Raw genomic sequence first — 20,853 nt, 5'->3', positions numbered from 1 at the left:
TCAGCATGTTCCCGATACGACACTGGACCGATTCGAAAATCAGGTGCCACTTCCTGAGCTGCATCATAGCTTTGGCGTATCTGCGTTTGATCGAACTGAAGCTGGAAGACGCCGGCATCCACATGACCGCGCAGCGGACCATGGACCTCATGCGCAATCTGCACTCGTGTCTGTGCTGGAACGGAGAGAAGGAAAAGGCATGGCGGATGATCGAGGAGCCAACGCCGGATCAGGCCAGGGTCCTGGCTGCGTTCGGCTATGAAGTCGAGCGTGGGGTCTTACAGAAAATCAAGAGCTAATATGCTGTATTATTGGGAATAGCCGGCTCATTTGACCAGAAACTGTCGAAACTCCTGTTAGATTCGCGGACCCCTCGCGTTTGGCTATCCCGTAGCATAACAAACGGCAGTTGCCGCGCAGTTTTCCAAATGAAACAGCTTCATGAACGATGCATTTGTGTTCATGAAGCTGTTTTTATTTTTCCCACCAAGTGTGTCCCCCTGACCTTCCGGGAAACTTCGGACCACAGCAATATCTACTTCTTCAAATTGTTAATATGTAAAACTAATGTATTATTTCTATAATTTTATGGCCTGTGCATTAGTAATTCTGATTTATTTATAAAATTATCCTCAGGAATCGTATCATAAATCACCCTTGACAACACCCCAAAAGCCGCATTCTCAAAATCCTTGTCATCCATATATCGAGAAACAATCTTATCGTTCTCGCTCATTCGCTGAATCATCAAATCTTCGAGCATCTGCCGTAGACCCAATTGAAATTTATCGAATGGGTTAGCCTGGCGCAGGCGAACCACTTCGGGGGTGTTGGCAGCTTTTTCCTTGATCTGCTCGAAGAAGAGCCTGTCTTCCTCGGTGAACTTGGTTCCGAAGCGCGTGTTCAGCACATCTATGATCTCAGAAAGAGGCGCTTTTTCTTCCTTGGATTTTCCGCTCCCGACGTCGGTTGGGCTTTTAACGCCATACTCTCCTTCCCCCTCACGCAAATCGATGGCCCCGGAGAAAACACGCTGCAGGCGATAATACTGGAGTCCTACCTCATCCCCCAGTTTCACCGGTCCAGACTCTCGCTCCAAAGGCAAGAGCGGCAACAGGAATCGGCCGAAGCTGTAGAGCATCTCCAATTCAGGATCGGCATATGGGATGATCTGACTGAGGAAGCTGTAGACCTTGACATAGCCGTTCAGCTTGTCGCGGAATTCGTTCCGCTGCTCTTCGTCTTCCAGGTCCTTGAAACGGTCCACCGCCGGTTGAAGATAGCGTTGAAGATTGGCGTGGTCAGCGGGGTTTTGCTTTTTCACCGGGCGATAAAAGATACGGGCGAAGGCTTCCACCTCAGACCAATGATAGATTTGGAAGCCATCCAGATCGTGCTTGAGTTGTTCAAGCTGGGCAGGGTCAGAGCATTCCTGCAGGCTTGTGGCGTCGTAGTAGGGTTTGAAGGCTCGATAAATGTCTTCCGACTCGTTGACGAAATCGAGAACAAATGGAGCCTCCTTGCCCGGCACCATTCGATTGAGGCGCGACAGGGTCTGGACCGCCTGCACTCCGTCCAGGCGCTTATCCACGTACATTGCCATGAGCAGGGGCTGATCAAAACCGGTCTGGTATTTATTGGCCACCAAGAGCACCTGATAGTCGGGGGATCCGAAGCGTTCGGGCAGCTGCTTCTCGCTGATATGTCGGCCGCTAACCACATCGATGTTTATTCCCGGTTCGGTGTATTCCGCTCCGGTTTCCGGATCGCGGACCGTGCCGCTGAAGGCCACGAGAGCACGGATATCTTCGTATCCTTTCTCGTCGATATAGCTCTGGAAGGCATTCATGTACTTGACCGCATGCAGACGCGAACCGGTCACCACCATGGCCTTGGCCCGTCCTCCCAGGTGGATGCGCACATTGCGGCGGAAATGCTCGACGATGACCTCGATCTTCTGGGCAATGTTGGTCGGGTGCATGACCAGAAACTTGGCCAACGCCCGCGCCGCCTTCTTCTTGGGCAGGTTGGGGTCGTCCTCGATCGCCTTGATCAGCTTGAAGTAGGTTTTGTAGGTGGTGTAGTTCTGCAGCACGTCGAGAATGAATCGCTCCTCGATTGCCTGCCGCATGCTGTAAAAATGGATTGGCTCAGGTTTGCCATCGCTTCCGATGTGCCCAAACAACTCCAAGGTCTTGCCCTTGGGCGTGGCGGTAAAGGCAAAAAAGCTCAGGTTCGGCTGGCGGCCGCGCGAAGCCATGACCCGATTCAACTCGTCTTCCCAGTCCGCATCTTCACCGTCCCCATTGGCGCCGCTCCCAGCCCCAAGGATGGCCTTCAGTTCACGCGCCGTCTCCCCGGTCTGGGAGGAGTGCGCCTCATCGACAATCACGCCATAGCGCCTTTTGCCGATCTCCTCTTCCCAGACCTTGGCCTGTTTCTTTGCCTCTTCGTCAGGGCTGTAGACGCTATTGGCGCCGGCCACTCGCAACAACCCGCGCAAAACAAAGGGGAATTTCTGCAGCGTGGTGATCACGATCCTGGTGCCGTCCACCAAGGCCTCGGCCAACTGCCTGGAGTCCTGGTCAATGGCCTTCACCACCCCCTGGGCATGCTCGATCTGATAAATGGCATCCTGCAACTGCCGATCGAGCACCTGCCTGTCGGTAATGACAATAACGCAATCATAGATCTTGTGATCCCGCGCATCGTGAAGGCTGGCCAGTCGGTGGGAAAGCCAGGAAATGGAATTGGTTTTGCCGCTGCCGGCCGAATGCTGGATCAGATAGTTTTGTCCCGGTCCGTCCGCACTGGCGGCGACGATCAATTTCCGGGTGGCGTCCAGTTGATGGTAGCGAGGGAATATCAGGGTTTCGCGGGTCGAAATCTTACTGCCACCCTTGCCGTCGTCGACCTTCTGGTCCTTTTTTTCGACGAAGATGAAATGGCCGAGGATATCCAGGAAGCTCTCCCGCTCCAGCACTTCCTCCCAGAAGTATCCAGTACGGTATCCTGACGAATGCTGCGGGTTACCCGCGCCACAGCGCACCTCGCCGGGATGGCTGCCGCGATTGAAAGGCAGGAAATATGTCTTGGCCCCGGCAAGCCTGGTGGTCATGTGCACTTCGTCCGGATCCGCGGCAAAATGCACCAGAGCCCGCTTCTTGAACTCGAAAAGTGGCGCCTGGGGGTTGCGATCCTCCCGGTACTGCAGCACAGCGTTTCGCCAGGTCTGGCCAGTCCAGGGATTTTTGAGCTCGCACGTTGCCACGGGCAGACCGTTGACGGAAAATAGCAGATCGATGGTGGCGTTATCACCAGGATGGCAGGGAATCTGGCGCGTCACCGAGAGACGGTTCGCCCCGTAAAGAGCCAGCACGTCCTCATTGAGGCCATGAGCGGGCTTGAACCAGGCCAACCGAAAGGTCCTGCCGAAGAACTTGAAGCCGTGACGCAATACATGAAGCGTCCCTTTGATCCCCAGTTCCTTGACCAAGGCAGCGAGGAGCATCGGTTCAAGTTGGACCCCATGCTGCCCACGCATCAATTCCCACAGATCAGCCTGGGTGGTGGCTATGAAGTCGAAAATTTCGCTGGGGAACAACGCCCGATCCTTGTCCCATTCGGCAACCGAACCCTGCTTCCACCCTTTGGACAGAAGCATCTGCTCCACGTAGGATTCAAAGGCCCTTTCTGAGGTCTGGGACATAGGCTCCTTCCTTAAAGTCAGTTCAACTGATAGCTCATCTCAAACAGACGACGCGCACGTTCAATATCTTCCTTGCTGCGAATCGTGACTTCCAGGTCTCCGGTGCCGAAATGGCCGATACCGCTCACGTCTCGGGTCAAGCCCTCGATAATGGTGTCTGGCGTGATCGGACATTTCAGAAATACGAGCACGCTCTTCGCCTGATTTCGCACTTCCACACAGGCAAAATTCTTAATGCGTTTGAAGGCCACATAGAATTTCAGGACCTTCTTATCGACATCGTCTCCCATCGAAATAAGCAAATCCTCCACAGCCTGGTACAAAGCTTTGACATCCTCGGGCGCGCTCTCCAGATACTGAGTCACGGTCTTGTAGACATGCTTGTTGCCCTTGGCTTCCGAAGTAATGGAGACGGATGGGATTGATGCGTCCGAGGAAGCACTGTTGACCTTTTCAAGGATTAAAAATCCGTCGGGGTAATGGCGATAGCGGATCAGCTCAATATTGCGATTCATCTGCAAAACCGCATGTTCATCATAACGCGTAAAATCACCAGCAATGCACAGCAGACGTGGCGCGCTCCATTCAATGTTATCTGCTGTTTCTTTGCCAAATTTTTCCATAACGAGAAATTTGAATTCAGCCTGATGATCCATGAGCCAATCAAGGTAAAACAGCCCCTGATTGATCACGTTTTCATTGCTGGTGCGCTTGTATTCGATAATAACCGGGCAGCGGTTTTCATCGATGGCCAGGGTATCGATACGGCCCTTATGCTTTGCCCCGGTGGAATACTCGGAGGCGAGAAAACGCAGTCCAAGCAAGGTTTCCAAATTCTTTTCCATGAGCGTTTGAAGTTCGCGCTCCAGCGCCATGGACTGGCCTTGAAGTTCTATGACACCAGGCGAAAGGATTCGAAACAGTTTGATATCGCTCATGCTACATCCTTTTGCGGAAAAGCGCTTCGCACGTCGATTTTGCCGGTGACGGCAGCGGTGATCAGGGCAGAACGGAGTTCTTGAAGACGTTCAATGGCGGCTTCGACCTTTTCCACCAGTCGGTCGATTTTAGCGGTCTCGCGATCGAGGTAGATGGCTATGGCAGTTTGTTCAATAAATGGAGGCAATCCAATCTCTCGATTTGCAGTTACCTGCAAGTTCATCCTACCACGAGTTGTCCCAGTTGAAAGCGCTCCAGCAAGTACATTCGCAGTTACAGATAGTTGTAGCGCGATAAAAGGTGAATATGCATTTTTTCGATGCAAGCGAAACCTGAAACAATCTGCTTTTACCATTGCATCGCCAAGATTATCTGGAGCGCAACAGGATCTCCCTACGGGATTATTCTCATCGCCAAGTCCAGCAATCAATACATCTCCTGGAATTACAGAATGATCACCAAGTCCTTGATAGTATTCCCTATCAATATAGGCAGCAACACGATTGTCAAATTGTGCAAATCGAATATTTTGTAATCGGACAACGCGAACACCTTCATCAGTGTAGTGCTCGGATTTGAGACCACTTCCGAATGGCCCATCACAACGAGATTCAGTGATAGTTTTCAATTTACACACTTTCCATCCGTCCGGGACATCTCCCAACCATTCGACACCAGAATCTTTGAAACGCCTGTGTGGTTCGAGGCCAAATTCTCTAGCCACATCTTCGGGCAACCCACGCGTGACTGTACGAGAGATAATGGCGATGCGTTTCTCTTTGAGGAGTGCGATCAACCTACGCTTCTTTTCCAATAGAGTATCTATTCTTTCTGTCTCACGCTCAAGAAAATCAACAATAATATTCTCCTCTTCGAGCGGCGGGAGAGGTATTAACAAATTACCTACTTGATCAAAATTTAGTCCATCTCGAGCAGCACCATTTTGAGCATTTTGAATCTGATATTTAATACATATAGACTTCATCACCCATGAAACAAACACACTATGGCAATTTTTATTTTGACGAATGATGCAAACGTGTTGATTTACATTAGCTCTAGGTAATTTTTTTGGAACTATACACGATCTCCCAATTGATGCCCCTGTTATATTGAGCAATATGTCATTTTCAATGACACGAGTATTCGCCATTTCAGCATCAACATCATTTTCAATATAGACGACATCTTCGAGTTTTAACCCACTATCATAAATATTCTGACTGCGTAAAAATAAGACACCTTCATCAACATATGTCGTGGCTCCGCCAGTTGGTGTCTTCCCGCTCCCAATTTTGGCTGCCATATAGCCAAGCTTCTTTACTTCCCAATGCGACGGAACCTGCCCAAGCCACGGCACTCTGCTATCCTTATATTCTGGGTAGCTAGGATATTTCACAACTTCCCCCTCCACAAAGGCAATTCCTGCCAGTCATCAGGAAACCCCATCGCACCCGGCCTCACTCCCGGATGCCGGCGGAGCAGATCGCCAAGCCGTGACTTCCAGTGGTGGCCGGGATTGATGATGTCCATGAGGCAGGCAAGCATCGCCAAAACGTTATAGATTCGTTTGCCGTCGCGGCGATTCAGGCTGTCGACAACAGCGGAGGGGCGATGGAGCGGAAGGCTCCAGGCAATGGTGAATTCTCGGTTCCAGAGGCGGGCATGATGGGCGCAGTAATTCCTGATAACAGACAGGTGATGAAGAAAGGACGACAGATTCTTTTCGTCCAGATCATATTGTCTGGCAATGGCGTTTCGATCCCGACTGCTGACCAGATTGGCGTACCATTTGGAGAGTTGGCCGAAGGTCATGATCTCGCACAGCGCCCAGACTGGAGGCAGGGCCTCGTCATAGGTGTCCCGCAGATGACGGATAAAGACCTCCGAGCTAAGCCGCACCGTTTCCTGCAAGGCGGCAACAGCTTCACGATGCCGCCACTGCGGTGGCCTGTCCGGTTTGAACAGGGCGGCATCAAGATGGGCGTGCGGTCCATAGGCGTGGGCCAGATGGTAAGCCCAATGCGTGCGCAGGGACACTTCAAATCGTTCAACGGCATCCATGACCAGCAGCCTGAGCTCCCGGTCAAAGATATAGAGCTCAAGCACCCTGTCGAAGGTGGTGCCAGGCTTGAATCGATGCGCGGCATGGTCTTCTTCGAAAGGAAGCCAGTAGGCAGTCAGACGGTAATAATTCAGATGGCGGAGGTAGCGCAGAACCCGGTCATGGTCATCGACCAGCATCCCGCGGGAGACAAGCAGATCAAGCTGCTCAGGGAAGGTTTTGGGAGGCTTGGCGAATCGCATTACGCCGCCCCCAAAAAACAAGTGACCCCCCATGGTGCGCAGATCTGACGAGATGCGTGGGGGGTGTTGTTAAATAGCATAATAAGGGACATTGCGAAAAAATCAAGACCCCATAAGCTGCAACCAGGAAATGGACGGATCATGCCGTCACCTCTCTGAGCAGTTCAAGGATCTCCCCTTCCAACGCCTTGATCTCTGCCTGGATATCCTCAAGAGGTCTGGGCGGCTCGTAGCGGTAGAAATGCCGATTGAACGGAATTTCGTACCCGATCTTGGTCTTGGTTTCGTCTATCCAGGCATCGGGTACGTGCGGCAGCACTTCCCTCAGGAAGTAGCCTTCGATGTCATCCTTGAGGGGCACGGTTTCGGTATCGCGAAGATCTGTGTCGGGTTCAGGCTCGCCCTTTCTGTCCCGGCAGATTTCAGCGTTCTCATCCCGTTCGCCTAGACCCGCCAGAACCAACTTGAGTTCAGGAGCAGCCAGCTTGACGCGTTTAACGCGTTCGATTTCTCGCCAGGCACGCAGAAACTTCTCGCGATCCATAAACAACGTTTCGCCGTGCTTTTCGGCAAAGGCGGCCATCAATTCTCGGATGACCTGCTGGCGCTCCATTCCGGCTAAAATGTCACGCTGCCGAGCGGATTCGCTCTTCTTGGTGCTGCCCGCGAGAGTCTTGAAGGCCTTCATTTCCTCAAGTCGGGCCATGCGCTCGGCCGTAACCTGAAAATTCAGACGCAGCGGACGTTCGACAGTGATCTTGTGGTACCCGAAGTCTTCATTGTCGAAGATCATGCTGACCACCAACTCCTTTTCCTTGCCTTCAAGGGTGAAGGAGCGAGTTTCGCCGTTTGAAAAACCTTCATAGATTCGCGTGATCTCGGCGATGTGGTCCGGATCCTTGGCCTTGTCCTGCGGATCACCGATGCGGCGGCGCTTGTTGCCCAGGGATTTCTCCATGGGAACCCAGAAATTGCGGGCATCAATAAGCTGCACCCTGCCTTCGTGCGCGGAACACGTGAAAACGGCCGGGTCGTGCAATCGAAAACGGCCACCCAAAACAACGGAAAACGGCCACCTCGTACACTCTGATCGCGGCCACTTATCAGAGATTATTGCACCGGCCGGCCGTTTTCGATTGTATTGTTCGTGATGACGAGGAGTTAGAAGTAAAAAACGCTGGATAACCATGAATATGCGGTAGGTTGTCCCTCCATGACGAGAAAGGAGGGAGGCATGCCGCGAAAGAGGTTATCCATGAGAAAGGTGAACGAGGTATTGAGGCTCTTCCACATGGCTGGAGTGAGCCAGAACGAAATTGCCGGAGCCGTCGGTCTGGCCCGGTCAACCGTCCAGAAATATATCCAACGCGCCAGTGATGCAGGCATCACGTGGCCCCTCCCCGAGGGCATGAGCGCCGACAAGCTCGACGCCTTGCTCTTTCCCCGTTCCCTGCCGTCCGTCGATGCCGTGAAGGGTAAAGCGCTTCCCGACTGGGAACGCGTCCGCCATGAACTGGCCCGCAAAGGCGTGACGTTGCGGCTCCTCTGGCTCGAATATCATCAGGAGCACCCCGACGGGTACCGCTACACCAGGTTCTGCCAGCTCTATCGGGCCTGGGCCGGTAGTAAGCGCGTCGTCATGCGTTTCGAGCACAAGGCCGGCGAGAAGACCTTTGTGGACTTCGCCGGGCCGACCATGGAGATCATCGATCCCCTGACCGGAGTCGTCAGCAAGGCCCAAATCTTTGTCGCCACCATCGGAGCGTCCAGCTACACGTTCGCCCATGCCGTTCCGGGGCAGGACATCGCCTCATGGCTGTCATGCCACGTCCGGGCCTTCCGCTACTTCGGCGGTGTCAGCGCCATCCTGGTGCCCGACAACCTCAAGGCCGGCGTCTCCAAGGCCTGTCGTTACGACCCCGACGTCAATCCGGCGTATCAGGAACTAGCCGAGCATTACGGCGTGGCGGTCATCCCGGCCCGCGCCGGAAAACCCCGGGACAAGGCCAAAGCCGAGGTGGCGGTCCAAAATGTCGAGAGATGGGTCCTGGCTCCCTTGCGGGACAGGCGGTTCTTCTCATTCGAAGAACTCAACGCGGCCATGGCCGAGAAGCTTGCCGAACTGAACGACCGGGTCATGCGGGAGTACGGGAAGTCACGGCGGGAACTCTTCGAACTCTGGGACCGGTCCGAACTCAAGCCTCTCCCGCCGACCGATTACGAGCTGGCCACATGGAAGAAGGTCCGGGTCAACCTCGACTACCACATCGAGGTCGACAGGCATTACTACTCCGTCCCGTACACCCTGGCACACAAGACCGTGGACGTCAGGTTCACCGGCAACATGGTGGAGGTCTTCCACGAGAACGTGCGTGTGGCCTCGCATCCAAGGAGCCGCGTTCCGCACAGGCATACGACGCTGCCAACGCACATGCCCTTGGCGCATCAGGAAGCGGCAAACTGCTCGGGCGGCAGGATCAGGGCCTGGGCCAGAAGCATCGGGCCGTCGGCCCTCGCCGTGGTCAACGCCATTATCGAGGCCCGTTCTCACCCGGAACAGGGATACCGCAGCAGCCTCGGCCTGCTCAGGCTGGAGAAAGCATACGGCCGAGCACGCCTGGAGCAGGCCTGCCAGCGGGCCCTGCATTTCGGGCTGCTGACCAGGCGACACGTCATGCACATCCTGGAGAACAAGCAGGATCTGCTCACAATAGCCGAGGAGGATGAAGCCTTCGGCGGTCATGCAAACGTCCGCGGCGCGGACTTCTACCACTAATCCAAGGAGTACGGAGATGCTGATCAATCAGGCTATAGAAAAGCTGGCCCAGATGAAGCTTGAGGGATTTCTGGACGGACTGCGGGAACAGATGGGCTCGCCGGCATTCGGCGACATGCCCTTCGAGGACAGGCTAGGTCTGCTTGTGGACCGGGAATTTACGCTGCGGGAGAATCGACGGCTGACCCGCCGCCTTCAGGAAACGCGTCTTAAAACCAGGGCTGACGTCGAGGACGTGGACTTCAGGGCCAAGAGAGGACTCGACAAGAGGGTCTATCTGGAACTCGCCGGCTGCTCCTGGATCTCCCGCCACCACAACCTCATCATCACGGGGCCGACCGGAGTCGGAAAGAGCTATCTCGCCTGCGCTCTGGGACGAAAGGCTTGCCGCGAGGGCTACCGGACCATCTACTACCGTTTCTCGGACTTCATCAGGGAACTGACCATCTCTGTCGTGGATGGTTCCTATCCGAAGCTTGCCGCAAAGCTCGCCAAGAGGGATCTGCTCATCATCGACGACTGGCTCAGGGACCCCGTTTCGGCGGATCAGGCCAGACAGATCATCGACATCCTCGATGACCGCTTCAGGAACAAATCGACCTTGCTGACCAGCCAGGCGCCGGTACCGTCCTGGCATGAACGGTTCAAGGACCCGACCCTGGCGGACGCCATCCTGGACCGTCTCGTCCACGACGCCCACCGCCTGGAACTCAAGGGGGATTCCATGCGAAAGAACACCTCCCCCTTGACGGAAAACGGCCACTAAAGACACAGGAAGAAATCCAGCGTCGCTTCGCTCCGAGAGGTGGCCGTTTTCCCCCGTACTACCCAGCCGTTTTCAGTGAAATCCCGCACCTTCGCGCTCATCGTGTTTTCTGTTTGTGATAACCCAGATGTAGGTGGCGATGCCGGTGTTGTAAAAAAGCTGTTCGGGCAGTGCTACGATTGCTTCCAGCCAGTCCTTTTCGATGATCCAGCGACGGATCTCGCTTTCCCCGCTGCCGGCATCTCCAGTGAAGAGCGGTGACCCGTTGAAGACGATTCCGATACGGCTTCCACCTCTCTCGACAGGACGCATCTTGGAAATCATGTGTTGCAGAAAAAGAAGGGCGCCATCGTTGATACGCGGCGTACCGGCACCGAACCGCCCGTCAAAACCCAGGAGGTCGGCTTCTCGCTGGATGAACTTCTGCTGCTGCTTCCACTCGACGCCAAAGGGCGGATTGGCCAACATGTAGTCGAACGTCCATCTGTTGCCGTCGGCGTCAGACTTGAAGCCGTCTTGGGCAAATGTGTCACCCAGGATGATATTGTCCGCATCCTCGCCTTTGATCAGCATGTCCGATTTGCACACAGCCCAGGCTTCATCATTCCAGTCCTGCCCGAAAACTTTGGGTTTGGCCTCGCTGTTCAGATGGCGAATGTACTCCTCAGCGACGGAAAGCATGCCGCCGGTGCCGCAGGCAGGATCGTAGATGGTTTTGACCACGTGGCTCTTGGCAAGGTCCTGCTCGGGCGCAAGCAGCAGGTTGACCATAAGCTTGATGACTTCGCGCGGAGTGAAATGCTCTCCGGCTTCCTCGTTGGATTGTTCAGCCCCGATCCTGATCAACTCCTCAAACACGTACCCCATCTGCATCTGGTCGACGCGCTCCGGCGAAAGATCAACCTTTGCAAACGCCTTGATGACTTCGAAAAGAATGTTTTTCTCGGCCATATGAGCAATCTGCTCGCTGAACTTGAACTTCTCCATGATGGCCCGCACATTTGCGGAAAATCCGGTGATGTAGTTGTTCAGATTAGCCGCAAGATTATTGGGATCATCGAGGAGAGAGTGAATATCCTTCTCGGGCAGTGCAAACTGCATCTTAGAAAGGTTATAGAAGCGATGACCTGAAATTTGCTGCAATCTCGCCTGCTGGACCCGCTCCGGCTTCGTTTCCAAAACGCGGAATTCATCAAGAACTGCCTGGCGCGTGGTTGCAAGCAGGCACTCAAATCGACGCAATACCGTAAGGGGCAAGATGACTTTGCGGTACTCGTTGCGCTTGTACGGGCCGCGCAATAGATTGCAGATACTCCATATAAATCCAGCAAGCTGGCTGTGCGTTTCGCCATTCATTATCTCTGGTCCTTATAGTCAAAATTCATTTCGTCAAAAAACGAGAATCGGGTCATTCTCGCTGTGCAACATCAGAATGACTTTATGCCGCGAATCCTGGTCCGGCATGTAAACAAGCCACTGCCGAGCGAAGAACAGGAATTCCCCGCCGCACAAGATGGGTCACTGAGCAACATTTACTGCCCGGTGAAGTTAAGCCCCATGAATCCAGAAGTGTCAAGAATAATAAACTGTAAGACATCGATCGATTCGACTTGTTAGGGACAATACGATTTTAGAGTCTTTTTGAACTAAATAAAAACCAGACGAATTTATCACTAAATATTAGAATAAATACTTATATGACAATTACAGCAAAAACATGCTAGACAATATAACAATACAAGACATATTGATTCAAAAAAATAACAATGAAATATTGAAATGCGGCACCTCTACTAAACAGAAGAAATCACCAAGCAAAATACTATGATAATGTAAAATTTGTCCATGCTTATCTTGCCTGCATATCATCAACAATAAATCTGAATTATGAATTGAAATATGGATATCATTAATATTATTAAGAATAGATTTAAACGCATCGATCATGAATGCGAATGCAATTTACGATCCAAATTGAATGATATGATCCATAATATCCGATATATAGATAATAATATTTGTCTTCCTGACTTTAAGTTAGCGTCATAATATATAATAGATGTGATTTATTGCAAAGAAAAAAAATTTACAGATGAAATTATACATATACACAGCACTTACAGAAATATCTTTTATCCGGATACAATTCAAAGCATAATGAATATTATTACGACTCATCTCCATGAAGATTGCTATTCAAACCGCTTAGAAAATTTCATTAAATCCACTGGACGGAGCTTATCACGTCGCGGAATAAAATTTGATCGAAATGCATACATCAATAATGACACATGTGTTATTTATTTGTTCTGTTAAAAATTCATTATGCCGTGCAAAATCCTCTCTTCATACAGACCTATCTTAATATTTACTACACAGTAAATATATAAGCGATGAAGTTATTTTTGATGTCAGTAAAATAGTTGAAATCAAGCCAAATATTGCAGGGATTGGGATCAATTTCAATGAGCTGGTAAGTATACTTAAAAAGTATTACGAAAAAAATAGACCTAGTTAACTAATCCATTCTAAGACCCTGCTCCATCCCCATTCTCAAGGCTTCGCGCTGCATCTCCATATACCGCTCAGTCGAGGGTTTTAAATTGTCTTTGCGTTGGCGGAGGATATTCTTCTCGGAAACGGAGGCTGTGCCCTTGAGGCGGTTGGTCAGGCGGGCGGTGTGGGAGAGCATGGTGACTTTCGAGGTGACATGAAAAAAGGGTCCGCGAACCTTAACATTCGCGGACCCTTGTCATTCCTGGTACGGAGGCGAGACTCGAACAAAACATTAACATGCTGTAATGAATAATTTTTCATGAAATGGTGACAGGCTTGTGTATGCAAAATATACAAAAAATGCATATTTTTGAAATAAATCATGAATCAGGAAATTTTCGCCCAAAAATCGAAAAATTCGATGAATGAGAATCTCGCTTTGAGACACGAATCCAGTCCGGGTCAACAAAAAGCCCGCCCCCGTTTTCGAAGGCGGGCCCGTGGCTACAGCCCCAGCATACGCCGCACCGCCGCGGGGTTCCTGCGGATGTGGTTAAAAATAACCTGCTCGCCCTCAGACCCTGACAACTCGTTGGCGATGGCTCCCTTTCCAATGGCGTTGACTACCTTGGTCCCACGCTGCGCCCTGACGCCCTGGGCAATCTCACGCAGTAGGGTCCGGATTTCACCGTTCGATGCGCCGCCGCCCATGGCTTCCATCTGGCCACGCGTGAAAACGCCCTCTCCCTTCTGCAGGATGGCCGGGAATTCATCCGGCATGAGCCCGTTGTGGTAGCGGGGAGCGCCCGCGAATGTCTCCGCAGGCACCGGACGCATAAACGACGCCTCAGAACCGACGACGCCTCCGCCATGGTGCCCGACCGAGTAATACAAGCCGGACGCGCCGGACGGGGCCACGGACGGGTTCAACGTGCTCCCGCCGCCGCCGAAGTATGCAGACGCCGCGGACATTCCGAGTTGCAGCGCAGAACCTAGCCAGTCATAGGATTCCGCCGCCAGGGACTTGAACGCCAGGCGGGCAATTTCGGCGTTGATGCTCGTCACCAAGTCCGCGAATTCCAGTTTTCCGGTCTTCACGAACTCGACAACCATGTCCTCGATGCCCTGGAAGGCCATGCCCATGACGTCCTCGACGGCCGCCGCTGCGTTCGTGGCCTCGTCTGAATAGGCCTGCAGCGCCCTTGCCGCACCATCCTGCCAGTCGCGCGATATGGCCAACTTTTCGGCGGCCACCCACCGGGCCACGGCCACCTCGTCCGCGCCGGCCTTGATGTAGGCGGCCGCCTGCGCGTCAATCTGGTCCAGCTTGAATTCCGTCTCCCCGAGGACCACGGCCTTGAACCGGTCGGCGAACTCGGTCACAAGCTGCAGGTCCTTTTCCAGGGCTTGCTGGTTCGCGGCCACTGAATCCGCGATGGCACGCACGCGCGCGTCCTCGTACTTCTCACCCCATGCGTCGACGGCCTCGGCCGCCTTCCTGCCGTCCTCCAGCATCTTCTCGTAGGCCTTCGCGGCCGCCTTCGCGGCCCGGTCAGCCGCCGCCTTTTCAGATTTGCTTTGGGCCTTGGGAGCCTCCACGGTCGCCGCCGGGGGAGTATAAGCGGGCATGACCATATCACGGTTGACCTTGCCGCGGTATCGGCTCGGGTCCATAGGCTCCATCTGGAGCCCGTCCCAGATCCAGTGGGTCTTGCCTTGCTGGACCTGGGAAATCATGCTGTTCAAGCCCGCGATGGCCTGCGTAACAAGGTTGATTCCTGCCACGGCCGACTCGCTGTGGAACATATTGTTCTTCAGGTCGGTCCATTCCTCGGACAGGCCATTGACCGCAGCTTGTGCGGTTTCCAGGGCCGCCGTCTGGGCTGCTTGGCCGTAGACGCGCTGGAGCTCGGCCGCCAACTTCGGAAGCAGATCGTCAGCCATGACTTGGCCTTCAGCCACCATTTTGTTGAGCTCGGCCGTCGAGACGCCCATGGCCTTGGCCGCCAACTGGAACGCGCCCGGAAGTCGGTCGCCCAACTGCCTGCGCAGTTCTTCCATGCTCACGGTGCCCTTCGAAATCATCTGCTCCATGGCAAGCAAGGTGCCCTTTGTCTGGTCGACGGAAAGTCCCAACGCCGTTGACGCGGCCGTGACTGCCGAGAATATCTTGCGGGTTTCCTCGCCTTCAAGCGTCGTTCCTCGGGCGGCCGCCGTCAGTGATTTGAAGGCCGGGGCCAGTTCGTAGAAGTTCTGTCCGAGTCGGCTTGCTTCGTCCCGGAGCCATCCCATAAGTTCCGCGGCGCCGGCCTCGCTTCCCGTGATGGCCTCGAATGAACGCTGCAGCGAATCCATGGCAATTCCGGCATTGAGGACTGCGCCGCCAAATCGCACCACGGCGTCAACGGACAAATATGCCAACGCAGCGCGCGCGGCCGCGCCCAACATGCCCGCGGAATCGGCCGCGCCACTCATGGAGTCGGACACGCGCTTGACCGCCAGGGCGTCCACGCCCATTTGGGCGCCTAGACGCTGGATCTCGTGGCGGGTCAGTCCAGCGGCCTGGGCAACCGACCGCAGCGCCCGTTCCTGAACCTGGGCCGCTTTCGTCTGCAGCATCCGCGTCTGAAGTTGCGAGAACTCGGCCGCTGTCAACCCCGTGAGCCGCTGCAACTGGCCGAGGTCCACCCCAAGGGCGTCGAATTCCTTGCCGGTCAGCCTCGACGCGTTGTTGAGCTTGGACAAGTCCGCAATCAGCGCGTTGATGCCGTTGCCTGCCTGACGCGGGGAGAGGGCGTTGTTCAGGGCGTTCGACATATCCGTGGCCGCCCCGTTCACGATGCCGCGCGCGGTGTTCAAGTCCGCCCGAAGTTGGTTGTAGTCGCCCTGAATTTCAACAAATATGCCGGGAATTCGGATAGCCACGGCTCACTCCTATTGTTGCTTTTTTTTTGAAAAAAACCCGCCCCAGATTTCTCCAGGGCGGGCTCAAACCTGCGCGCTTTGCTCCAAGCGCCGCGCCTCGGTTTGATGTGTCCGAGGTAACAGGACATTCCAGCGCCGAACTGCAGGGCCAGCGCAAGAAATTTCTTAGTCCACGATGGCCGACGCACCGACGCCGTAGCGCAGATCAGACAGTAGGTAGACCGCGCTGGTCACGTTCAGGGCGTTGCTCGCGGCGGTCTTCACGCAAACGCAGTCGAACCCGCCGGCAACGTCCAGGGCGCTGGCGTCGATCTCGAACGCAACGAGCTTGTGCTTCAAGGTCGCGCTGGTCGTGTACTCCACGTCGTCATCCTGCCGCACCCATGCGTCCGACGTGGCCGCGTCCGCGACCAGATAGATGGGCACCGCGTTGGCCAGGGGCTTGGAGCCGGTGCCCGCAACGGCCGTTGCCTGCTCGATGCTGATGGCCACCGGGTCGGCGTGGCCCTGCGCGACGTGGACAAGCACCGTGACGTGCCCGGCCTTTTTCAAGGATATGTAGTCGCCGGTAATGGCCGCCCCCACTTGGGGGGCGATGGCCTCAACGATCTTGACGTGTTCAGATATATTCATGGCGTCCTCCTACTCGGTCCGCGCGGCCAGGGTCACGAACGGGGAAAGGGTGTTTGTGCCATTCAGGGGCGTGATGGGCTTGTCGTGCATCGGTTGCCCATTGTTCCGCATGATGAACCTGAAAGCCGTCTCATCGGTCAGGAACTTCACGTGGATGGACTCGGCTTCCTCGACTCCGCCCTTGGTTACGAGCAAATATTCCGACCAGTCGGCCAACACGATGTCACCGAGGTTGCCCAAGGTCGCGCAGAACTCCACCGGCACAATCGGCAAGCTGAACAGAGCGCCGAAGGGATTGCCCCGGAAGTCGGGCGTGTAGACCGGGGTGTCGCCGATCTTCATCAGCGGGAACTGCGGCAGGCAGTCCTGATTGATGAACCAGCAGGCGCTGCGCAGGTTGCCCTTGAATCGGCCCATCATCTTGACGACGTTTTCCGCCACGATCGTGCCGGCAGTCTGGCTGGTTTCCTTGGCCACGGTCACGGGCAGATTGGAATTCATGACGCCAAGGCACTGCCCCGCGCCGTTGCCGGACCAGATCTCGGAATCCAGACGGAAGGAAAGCTGCTGGCGAAGCACGCGCTTCGTATAGGCGGCCATGGCCGGCGCGTCCCTGAGCATCCGGTTCGTGACGTAGACCAAGCCATACAAATCTTCCAGGCGCAACTCGCGTTCCTGCAGCTTCGCCTTGCCGCCGTCCTGCATCAGATCCGCTTCGCCCTTGCGGTAGACGCTCACGCCGTTGATTTTGCCATCCGAGCGGTCACGATCATCCGCGGCCAAGTAGGAATAGCTGTCCGCGTTCGGGCCGATGGGCTGGATGGAGCACCGGGACGAAAAGACGCCGGTCTGAATGGCCGTGGTGGCGATGTCGGCCGCCTTGTCAGTCTCCACCAGATAACCGCCCTCGGAGGGGGTGCTGGTATTGCCGCCAGCCGCGTTGACGATCTGCTGATACCTTTCAGCGGCCGCGCTCTTGGCCCGCATGTCCGTGCCCGTGGTCATGGCCATGACGTCGAGCATCTGCTCACCCAGGTTCTTGTAGACGCGGGGCTGATTGCCGATGGAAATGCCGACGTCGCTGGCACTGCCGGCCACGAAAAAGGCGTCCTGGGGGTCGGAGAGGCCGTTCAACTTGCGATAGTTGCTTGCCTGCTGGGCAAGCGCGTTGGCCTCCTTCATGAGGGCGTCAAACTTGCGCTGGTCGCTGTCGGAAAAGTTGTCCTTTTCCTGCAGGGCGCGGGCCTGGTCCATGATTTGGGTCTGCCTGGTGACAAGTGCGTCGAGGTTCATTTTCAAAGCTCCTTTCGGTTCGGTTAAATTTTCGCTTGAAGGGCCGCGAGCTGCAGGGCGCGTTCGCGTTTGGCCTTGTCGGTGCCTGTCGAGGACGCGGCCGGGCCAGGGACATAGATCTTGTCCACAAACCCATGCTCCAGGGCCTCGGGAGCGGAGAACCATGTCTCGTCAGCCATCCACTTTCTGACCTGCGCCAAGGGCTTCCCGGTGCGCCGGGCATAGGCGGCTGCGATGCCTGCCGTGGTCTTCCGAAGCAGCGCCGCGCAACTCTCCAGCTCTTCGGCCCGGCCCATGCCACAGGCCCATGCGTCGTGGACCATGATGTAGGCACCGGAGGAAATTTCCACCTCGTCGGCCGCTGTGACCAAAGTAGCGGCGGCGCTGGCCGCGTAGCCGTCAATGTGGGCAATCACCCGCGCCGGATGCTGCGAAACGATAGTGCGCATGGACTCCGCGTCGAAAACAGATCCGCCCGGTGAGTTGACACGCAGATGAATGGTCTTCGCCTTGATCGCTGCGAAGGCAGGCACCCACTCCTTCGGGTCAATGCCAAACCATCCGCCAATCGCGTCGAGCACAAAAACCGTGGCCTCGTCTTTGGCGGCGTTGTAGGCCATGCCCGGGCTGATCTGTGCGGGCTGGCCGTTCTTGACGCGGGCCAGGGCCTCGGACTCGGCACGGTTCCAGAGTTCGCGGGCTGAGAGTCGGACGCTCATCGGGGGCCACCTTGCGGGAGGCTGTGGCCGCGCATGTGGTGTTCCGTCATGGCGCGAGCCAGGTCCACTTCGGTCAACTGTCCGCGCTCCACCAAGATGAGGAGAGCTTCCAGCAGTTCGCCCTGGGGCAGGCCAGCCTTGGCGGCCTCGACCTTCAAGCGCTTGGCCGTGGCAGGGGTCAGCCTGATTCCATGGATTTTTTTTTCAGTCATAAAGGGCCTCCGTTCGTTGAGGCCCTTGTGCAACAGATCAAACGTGTTCAACTCCCCTGAACTCGTTCGCGGGGTCGCCGCCCGACCTCCTCCACGATCTCTGCCGGGCTTATTTTGTGGCCAGTGTGGCCAGGCTTAACCGTTGGGACGTCTAGGTTTTCTTGTGGTGTAACATTTGTTACACTTTGAATTCTCGACGCCTTCATGGTGACTGTCATCGGATTCACCTTCGCCTCAAACACCTTCTCGCCTTCTGCGGCGCCGCCCAAAACCGCCCTGATTTTGACAACGCAAAAATTGTAGAGGGCACGCCGGTCTTAGGCGGAAGGCGCCCAAGTTTCGCACCCCCCGGTCTGGATCGTCCGCACCTCGCAGGCCCGCGCCTCGCCTCGCCACGCGCCCACCGTGGCCTCGCAGGGCCATTGCCTGACCAATGGGCCACCCGCCTGGACGCGCCCCGGAGCGGGCCGCACAGGGGGCACGAAAAAAGCCGCTTTTCAGCGGCTTCCTGGGTCAGGCCTGCGCGCGGCGCTGGAGGGCCAGCCGCACGCACCATACGTGCTTGCACGTCACCCCGCACGACGCGGCAATCTCGGCGTCCTTGCGCCCGGCCCGAATCATGCCTTCGATCAGCGCCCGGGCAGCCTTCGGCCTCTTCGGTCGTGGCCTGGACAGTCCCAGATCCTTGCGGACCTCGGAAGCGAACCGCGTTGAGCATCCGGCCTGCCTCGCCGCGTCACGGGCACTGATTCCGGCCTCAAGTAGCGGAGCAAGCCGTTCCTTCGCCGTCGCCGGTCGGACCGCGCAGGACGGGAACAGCACGTCCGTGCCACCCATCTCCCGGGTCAAGGCCTCGGCCGCCTCGATGCCGACCATGGCCACTAGGTCGGGATGCGGTTCATGCCTGCGCAGATAGAGCGCCCGGCCGCCGTAGGCCCGCAGTAGGACCAGGGCCGCACCATCGCCAACGATCTCAACCAGCCGTGCGGCCGGCATCCAAACAGCAGACATTTTCAGACCTCCACCATTCGTTGAATCTGTTCAGCAATCCCGACCACGGCCTTGCTCCACCAGCAGGGGAGAGCCGCTCCATGGTGCCGGTGCAGGTCGGCCAGCCACTTCTCGGCCTCGGCCTTGGGCATGACCGGGAACGCCTCGCTGTGAGCCTGCAGGAAGCCCCGGCACCGTTCGACGTGGTGCAGGGTCCGGCGTAGCGCAGTGGCCCGCTCAGGGGTCCAGGGCAAGGGCGTGGTGGGCAAGATCCAGCCACCGACCACTTGGAAGTGGATACCGTTTTCCCTGGCCAGGGCCGCCAAGTGGGCGACCTTCAAAAGCTGGTCGCGGTCGTCGGGGAGAGGTAGCCGGGTGAAAGGGTCGCTCATTGGCGGTTCGCCTTGGCCTTGGCCTTGCGCCTCTCCCGGCACCGCCGCCGGAAGTCCTGGGACCACTTCAAAGGCATCGGCCCGTCCAGCACCTTCACGTCAGCGTCGCAGGTGCAGGGGCCGCCAGCGAAGATTCCGCAGTCGTCGTCATGAAAGACGCCAACGTGTTGAACCGTTCCGGGCTTGAGGGTCAATTCCGTGGCCAAGAGTTTTTCGAAGTAGCTCATGATTTTTTTTCCTATCGTGTGGGGTCGGTCAGCGCCGCCCGTGAATGGTTTCGCCAATGGGGAAGAGGTCACTCTCCCTGGCCAGTTTTTCGCCAGTTTTTCATTTTCAGAGGGGGGGGGGAAACTGAAAAACTGAAAAACTGACTTGGCCCTCGAAAATCTCTAACTCAATGTAATGACTTAGTTTTTCAGTTTTTCAGTTTTTACAGTTTTTACAGTTATTCAGTTTACCCCCCCGACAGGGATTTTTGAAAAACTGAATTTCCATGAGTCGTTTTTCAAAATGAAGAACTGACCAATCAGCGCACAACCCCGTAAGATTTTCGGTTGTACTGGCCCTCGTCTCGAATAAAAATCTGCCCTGGCTTGGCGTGATATTCCGATATGGCGCACGCCTGAAGAACGCCGCGCACTCGATGATACGACACGCCCGGCACACTCATAAAATGGTCCGTAATGAGCACTTGGT

Annotated in this window: 17 protein-coding genes and 1 pseudogene; 3 read left to right on the top strand and 15 right to left on the bottom strand. The window is 55.6% G+C overall.

The annotated features are described in order from the left end of the window. Positions 1-299 (top strand): annotated as a pseudogene (locus G394_RS0115670) (IS1634 family transposase); the annotation flags it as partial. 287 nt (positions 300-586) lie between these two features. Here G394_RS0115670 and G394_RS0115665 read toward each other — a convergent pair. From G394_RS0115665 to G394_RS19545, 5 genes are all read right to left on the bottom strand, one after another. Then, entirely contained in the window at positions 587-3,709 is a 3,123-nt protein-coding gene (locus G394_RS0115665; protein WP_028578468.1) for a type I restriction endonuclease subunit R, read from the bottom strand. A 17-nt stretch (positions 3,710-3,726) separates the two neighbouring features. Continuing rightward, positions 3,727-4,647 (bottom strand): DUF5655 domain-containing protein, encoded by a 921-nt coding sequence (locus G394_RS0115660; RefSeq protein WP_028578467.1) that lies wholly within the window; start codon positions 4,645-4,647, stop codon positions 3,727-3,729. Next, a complete protein-coding gene (locus G394_RS20920; protein WP_156902641.1) occupies positions 4,644-6,047 on the bottom strand; it encodes a restriction endonuclease subunit S in 1,404 nt (467 codons plus the stop codon). Before G394_RS20920 ends, G394_RS0115660 begins: the two co-directional genes overlap by 4 nt. After that, positions 6,044-6,955: an Abi family protein gene (locus tag G394_RS20915; protein WP_084435738.1), complete on the bottom strand. Its 912-nt coding sequence runs from the start codon at positions 6,953-6,955 to the stop codon at positions 6,044-6,046. The genes G394_RS20920 and G394_RS20915 overlap by 4 nt, the downstream gene beginning before the upstream one ends. A 139-nt stretch (positions 6,956-7,094) precedes the next feature. Then, positions 7,095-7,949 carry a hypothetical protein gene (locus G394_RS19545; RefSeq protein WP_211226308.1) on the bottom strand — a complete coding sequence of 285 codons (855 nt, stop codon included), beginning with the start codon at positions 7,947-7,949 and terminating at the stop codon, positions 7,095-7,097. Positions 7,950-8,210: 261 nt separating this feature from the next. On the opposite strand from G394_RS19545, the gene istA reads away from it, so the two are divergent. Together istA and istB are read left to right on the top strand one after the other, a co-directional pair. Further along, the gene (gene istA, locus G394_RS0115635; RefSeq protein WP_028578464.1) at positions 8,211-9,731 is read left to right on the top strand and encodes an IS21 family transposase; all 1,521 of its coding nucleotides are present in this window, start codon (positions 8,211-8,213) and stop codon (positions 9,729-9,731) included. Between the two features lie 16 nt (positions 9,732-9,747). Then, complete coding sequence (gene istB / locus G394_RS0115630) at positions 9,748-10,497, top strand: IS21-like element helper ATPase IstB (protein WP_028578463.1); 750 nt, start codon at positions 9,748-9,750, stop codon at positions 10,495-10,497. A 72-nt stretch (positions 10,498-10,569) separates the two neighbouring features. Here the strand turns inward: istB and G394_RS19540 are convergent, their stop codons facing one another. The 10 genes from G394_RS19540 to G394_RS0115580 form a co-directional block, all read right to left on the bottom strand. Next, positions 10,570-11,853: a type I restriction-modification system subunit M gene (locus tag G394_RS19540; RefSeq protein WP_211226307.1), complete on the bottom strand. Its 1,284-nt coding sequence runs from the start codon at positions 11,851-11,853 to the stop codon at positions 10,570-10,572. 1,162 nt (positions 11,854-13,015) lie between these two features. Then, the gene (locus G394_RS21455; RefSeq protein ID WP_211226305.1) at positions 13,016-13,189 is read right to left on the bottom strand and encodes a hypothetical protein; all 174 of its coding nucleotides are present in this window, start codon (positions 13,187-13,189) and stop codon (positions 13,016-13,018) included. 308 nt (positions 13,190-13,497) lie between these two features. Next, positions 13,498-15,918, bottom strand: a complete 2,421-nt coding sequence (locus G394_RS0115615; RefSeq protein WP_028578462.1) for a tape measure protein — start codon at positions 15,916-15,918, stop codon at positions 13,498-13,500. 165 nt (positions 15,919-16,083) lie between these two features. Continuing rightward, a complete protein-coding gene (locus G394_RS0115610; RefSeq protein ID WP_028578461.1) occupies positions 16,084-16,551 on the bottom strand; it encodes a hypothetical protein in 468 nt (155 codons plus the stop codon). Positions 16,552-16,560: 9 nt separating this feature from the next. Beyond that, complete coding sequence (locus tag G394_RS19535) at positions 16,561-17,844, bottom strand: phage major capsid protein (protein WP_051307251.1); 1,284 nt, start codon at positions 17,842-17,844, stop codon at positions 16,561-16,563. Positions 17,845-17,867: 23 nt separating this feature from the next. Further along, positions 17,868-18,563 (bottom strand): head maturation protease, ClpP-related, encoded by a 696-nt coding sequence (locus tag G394_RS19530; protein ID WP_051307250.1) that lies wholly within the window; start codon positions 18,561-18,563, stop codon positions 17,868-17,870. Next, a complete protein-coding gene (locus tag G394_RS0115595) occupies positions 18,560-18,775 on the bottom strand; it encodes a hypothetical protein (RefSeq protein WP_028578460.1) in 216 nt (71 codons plus the stop codon). Before G394_RS0115595 ends, G394_RS19530 begins: the two co-directional genes overlap by 4 nt. Positions 18,776-19,288: 513 nt before the next feature. Next, positions 19,289-19,786, bottom strand: a complete 498-nt coding sequence (locus tag G394_RS0115590) for a hypothetical protein (RefSeq protein WP_028578459.1) — start codon at positions 19,784-19,786, stop codon at positions 19,289-19,291. Between the two features lie 2 nt (positions 19,787-19,788). Next, on the bottom strand, positions 19,789-20,157 hold the full coding sequence (locus tag G394_RS0115585) for a hypothetical protein (RefSeq protein ID WP_028578458.1): 369 nt from the start codon (positions 20,155-20,157) through the stop codon (positions 19,789-19,791). Continuing rightward, positions 20,154-20,384: a hypothetical protein gene (locus tag G394_RS0115580; protein ID WP_028578457.1), complete on the bottom strand. Its 231-nt coding sequence runs from the start codon at positions 20,382-20,384 to the stop codon at positions 20,154-20,156. The genes G394_RS0115585 and G394_RS0115580 overlap by 4 nt, the downstream gene beginning before the upstream one ends. Positions 20,385-20,853 lie beyond the last annotated feature (469 nt).

It is taken from the genome of Desulfomicrobium escambiense DSM 10707 (assembly GCF_000428825.1).
Taxonomy (GTDB): domain Bacteria; phylum Desulfobacterota; class Desulfovibrionia; order Desulfovibrionales; family Desulfomicrobiaceae; genus Desulfomicrobium; species Desulfomicrobium escambiense.
This window is presented reverse-complemented; position numbering and strand designations above follow the sequence as displayed.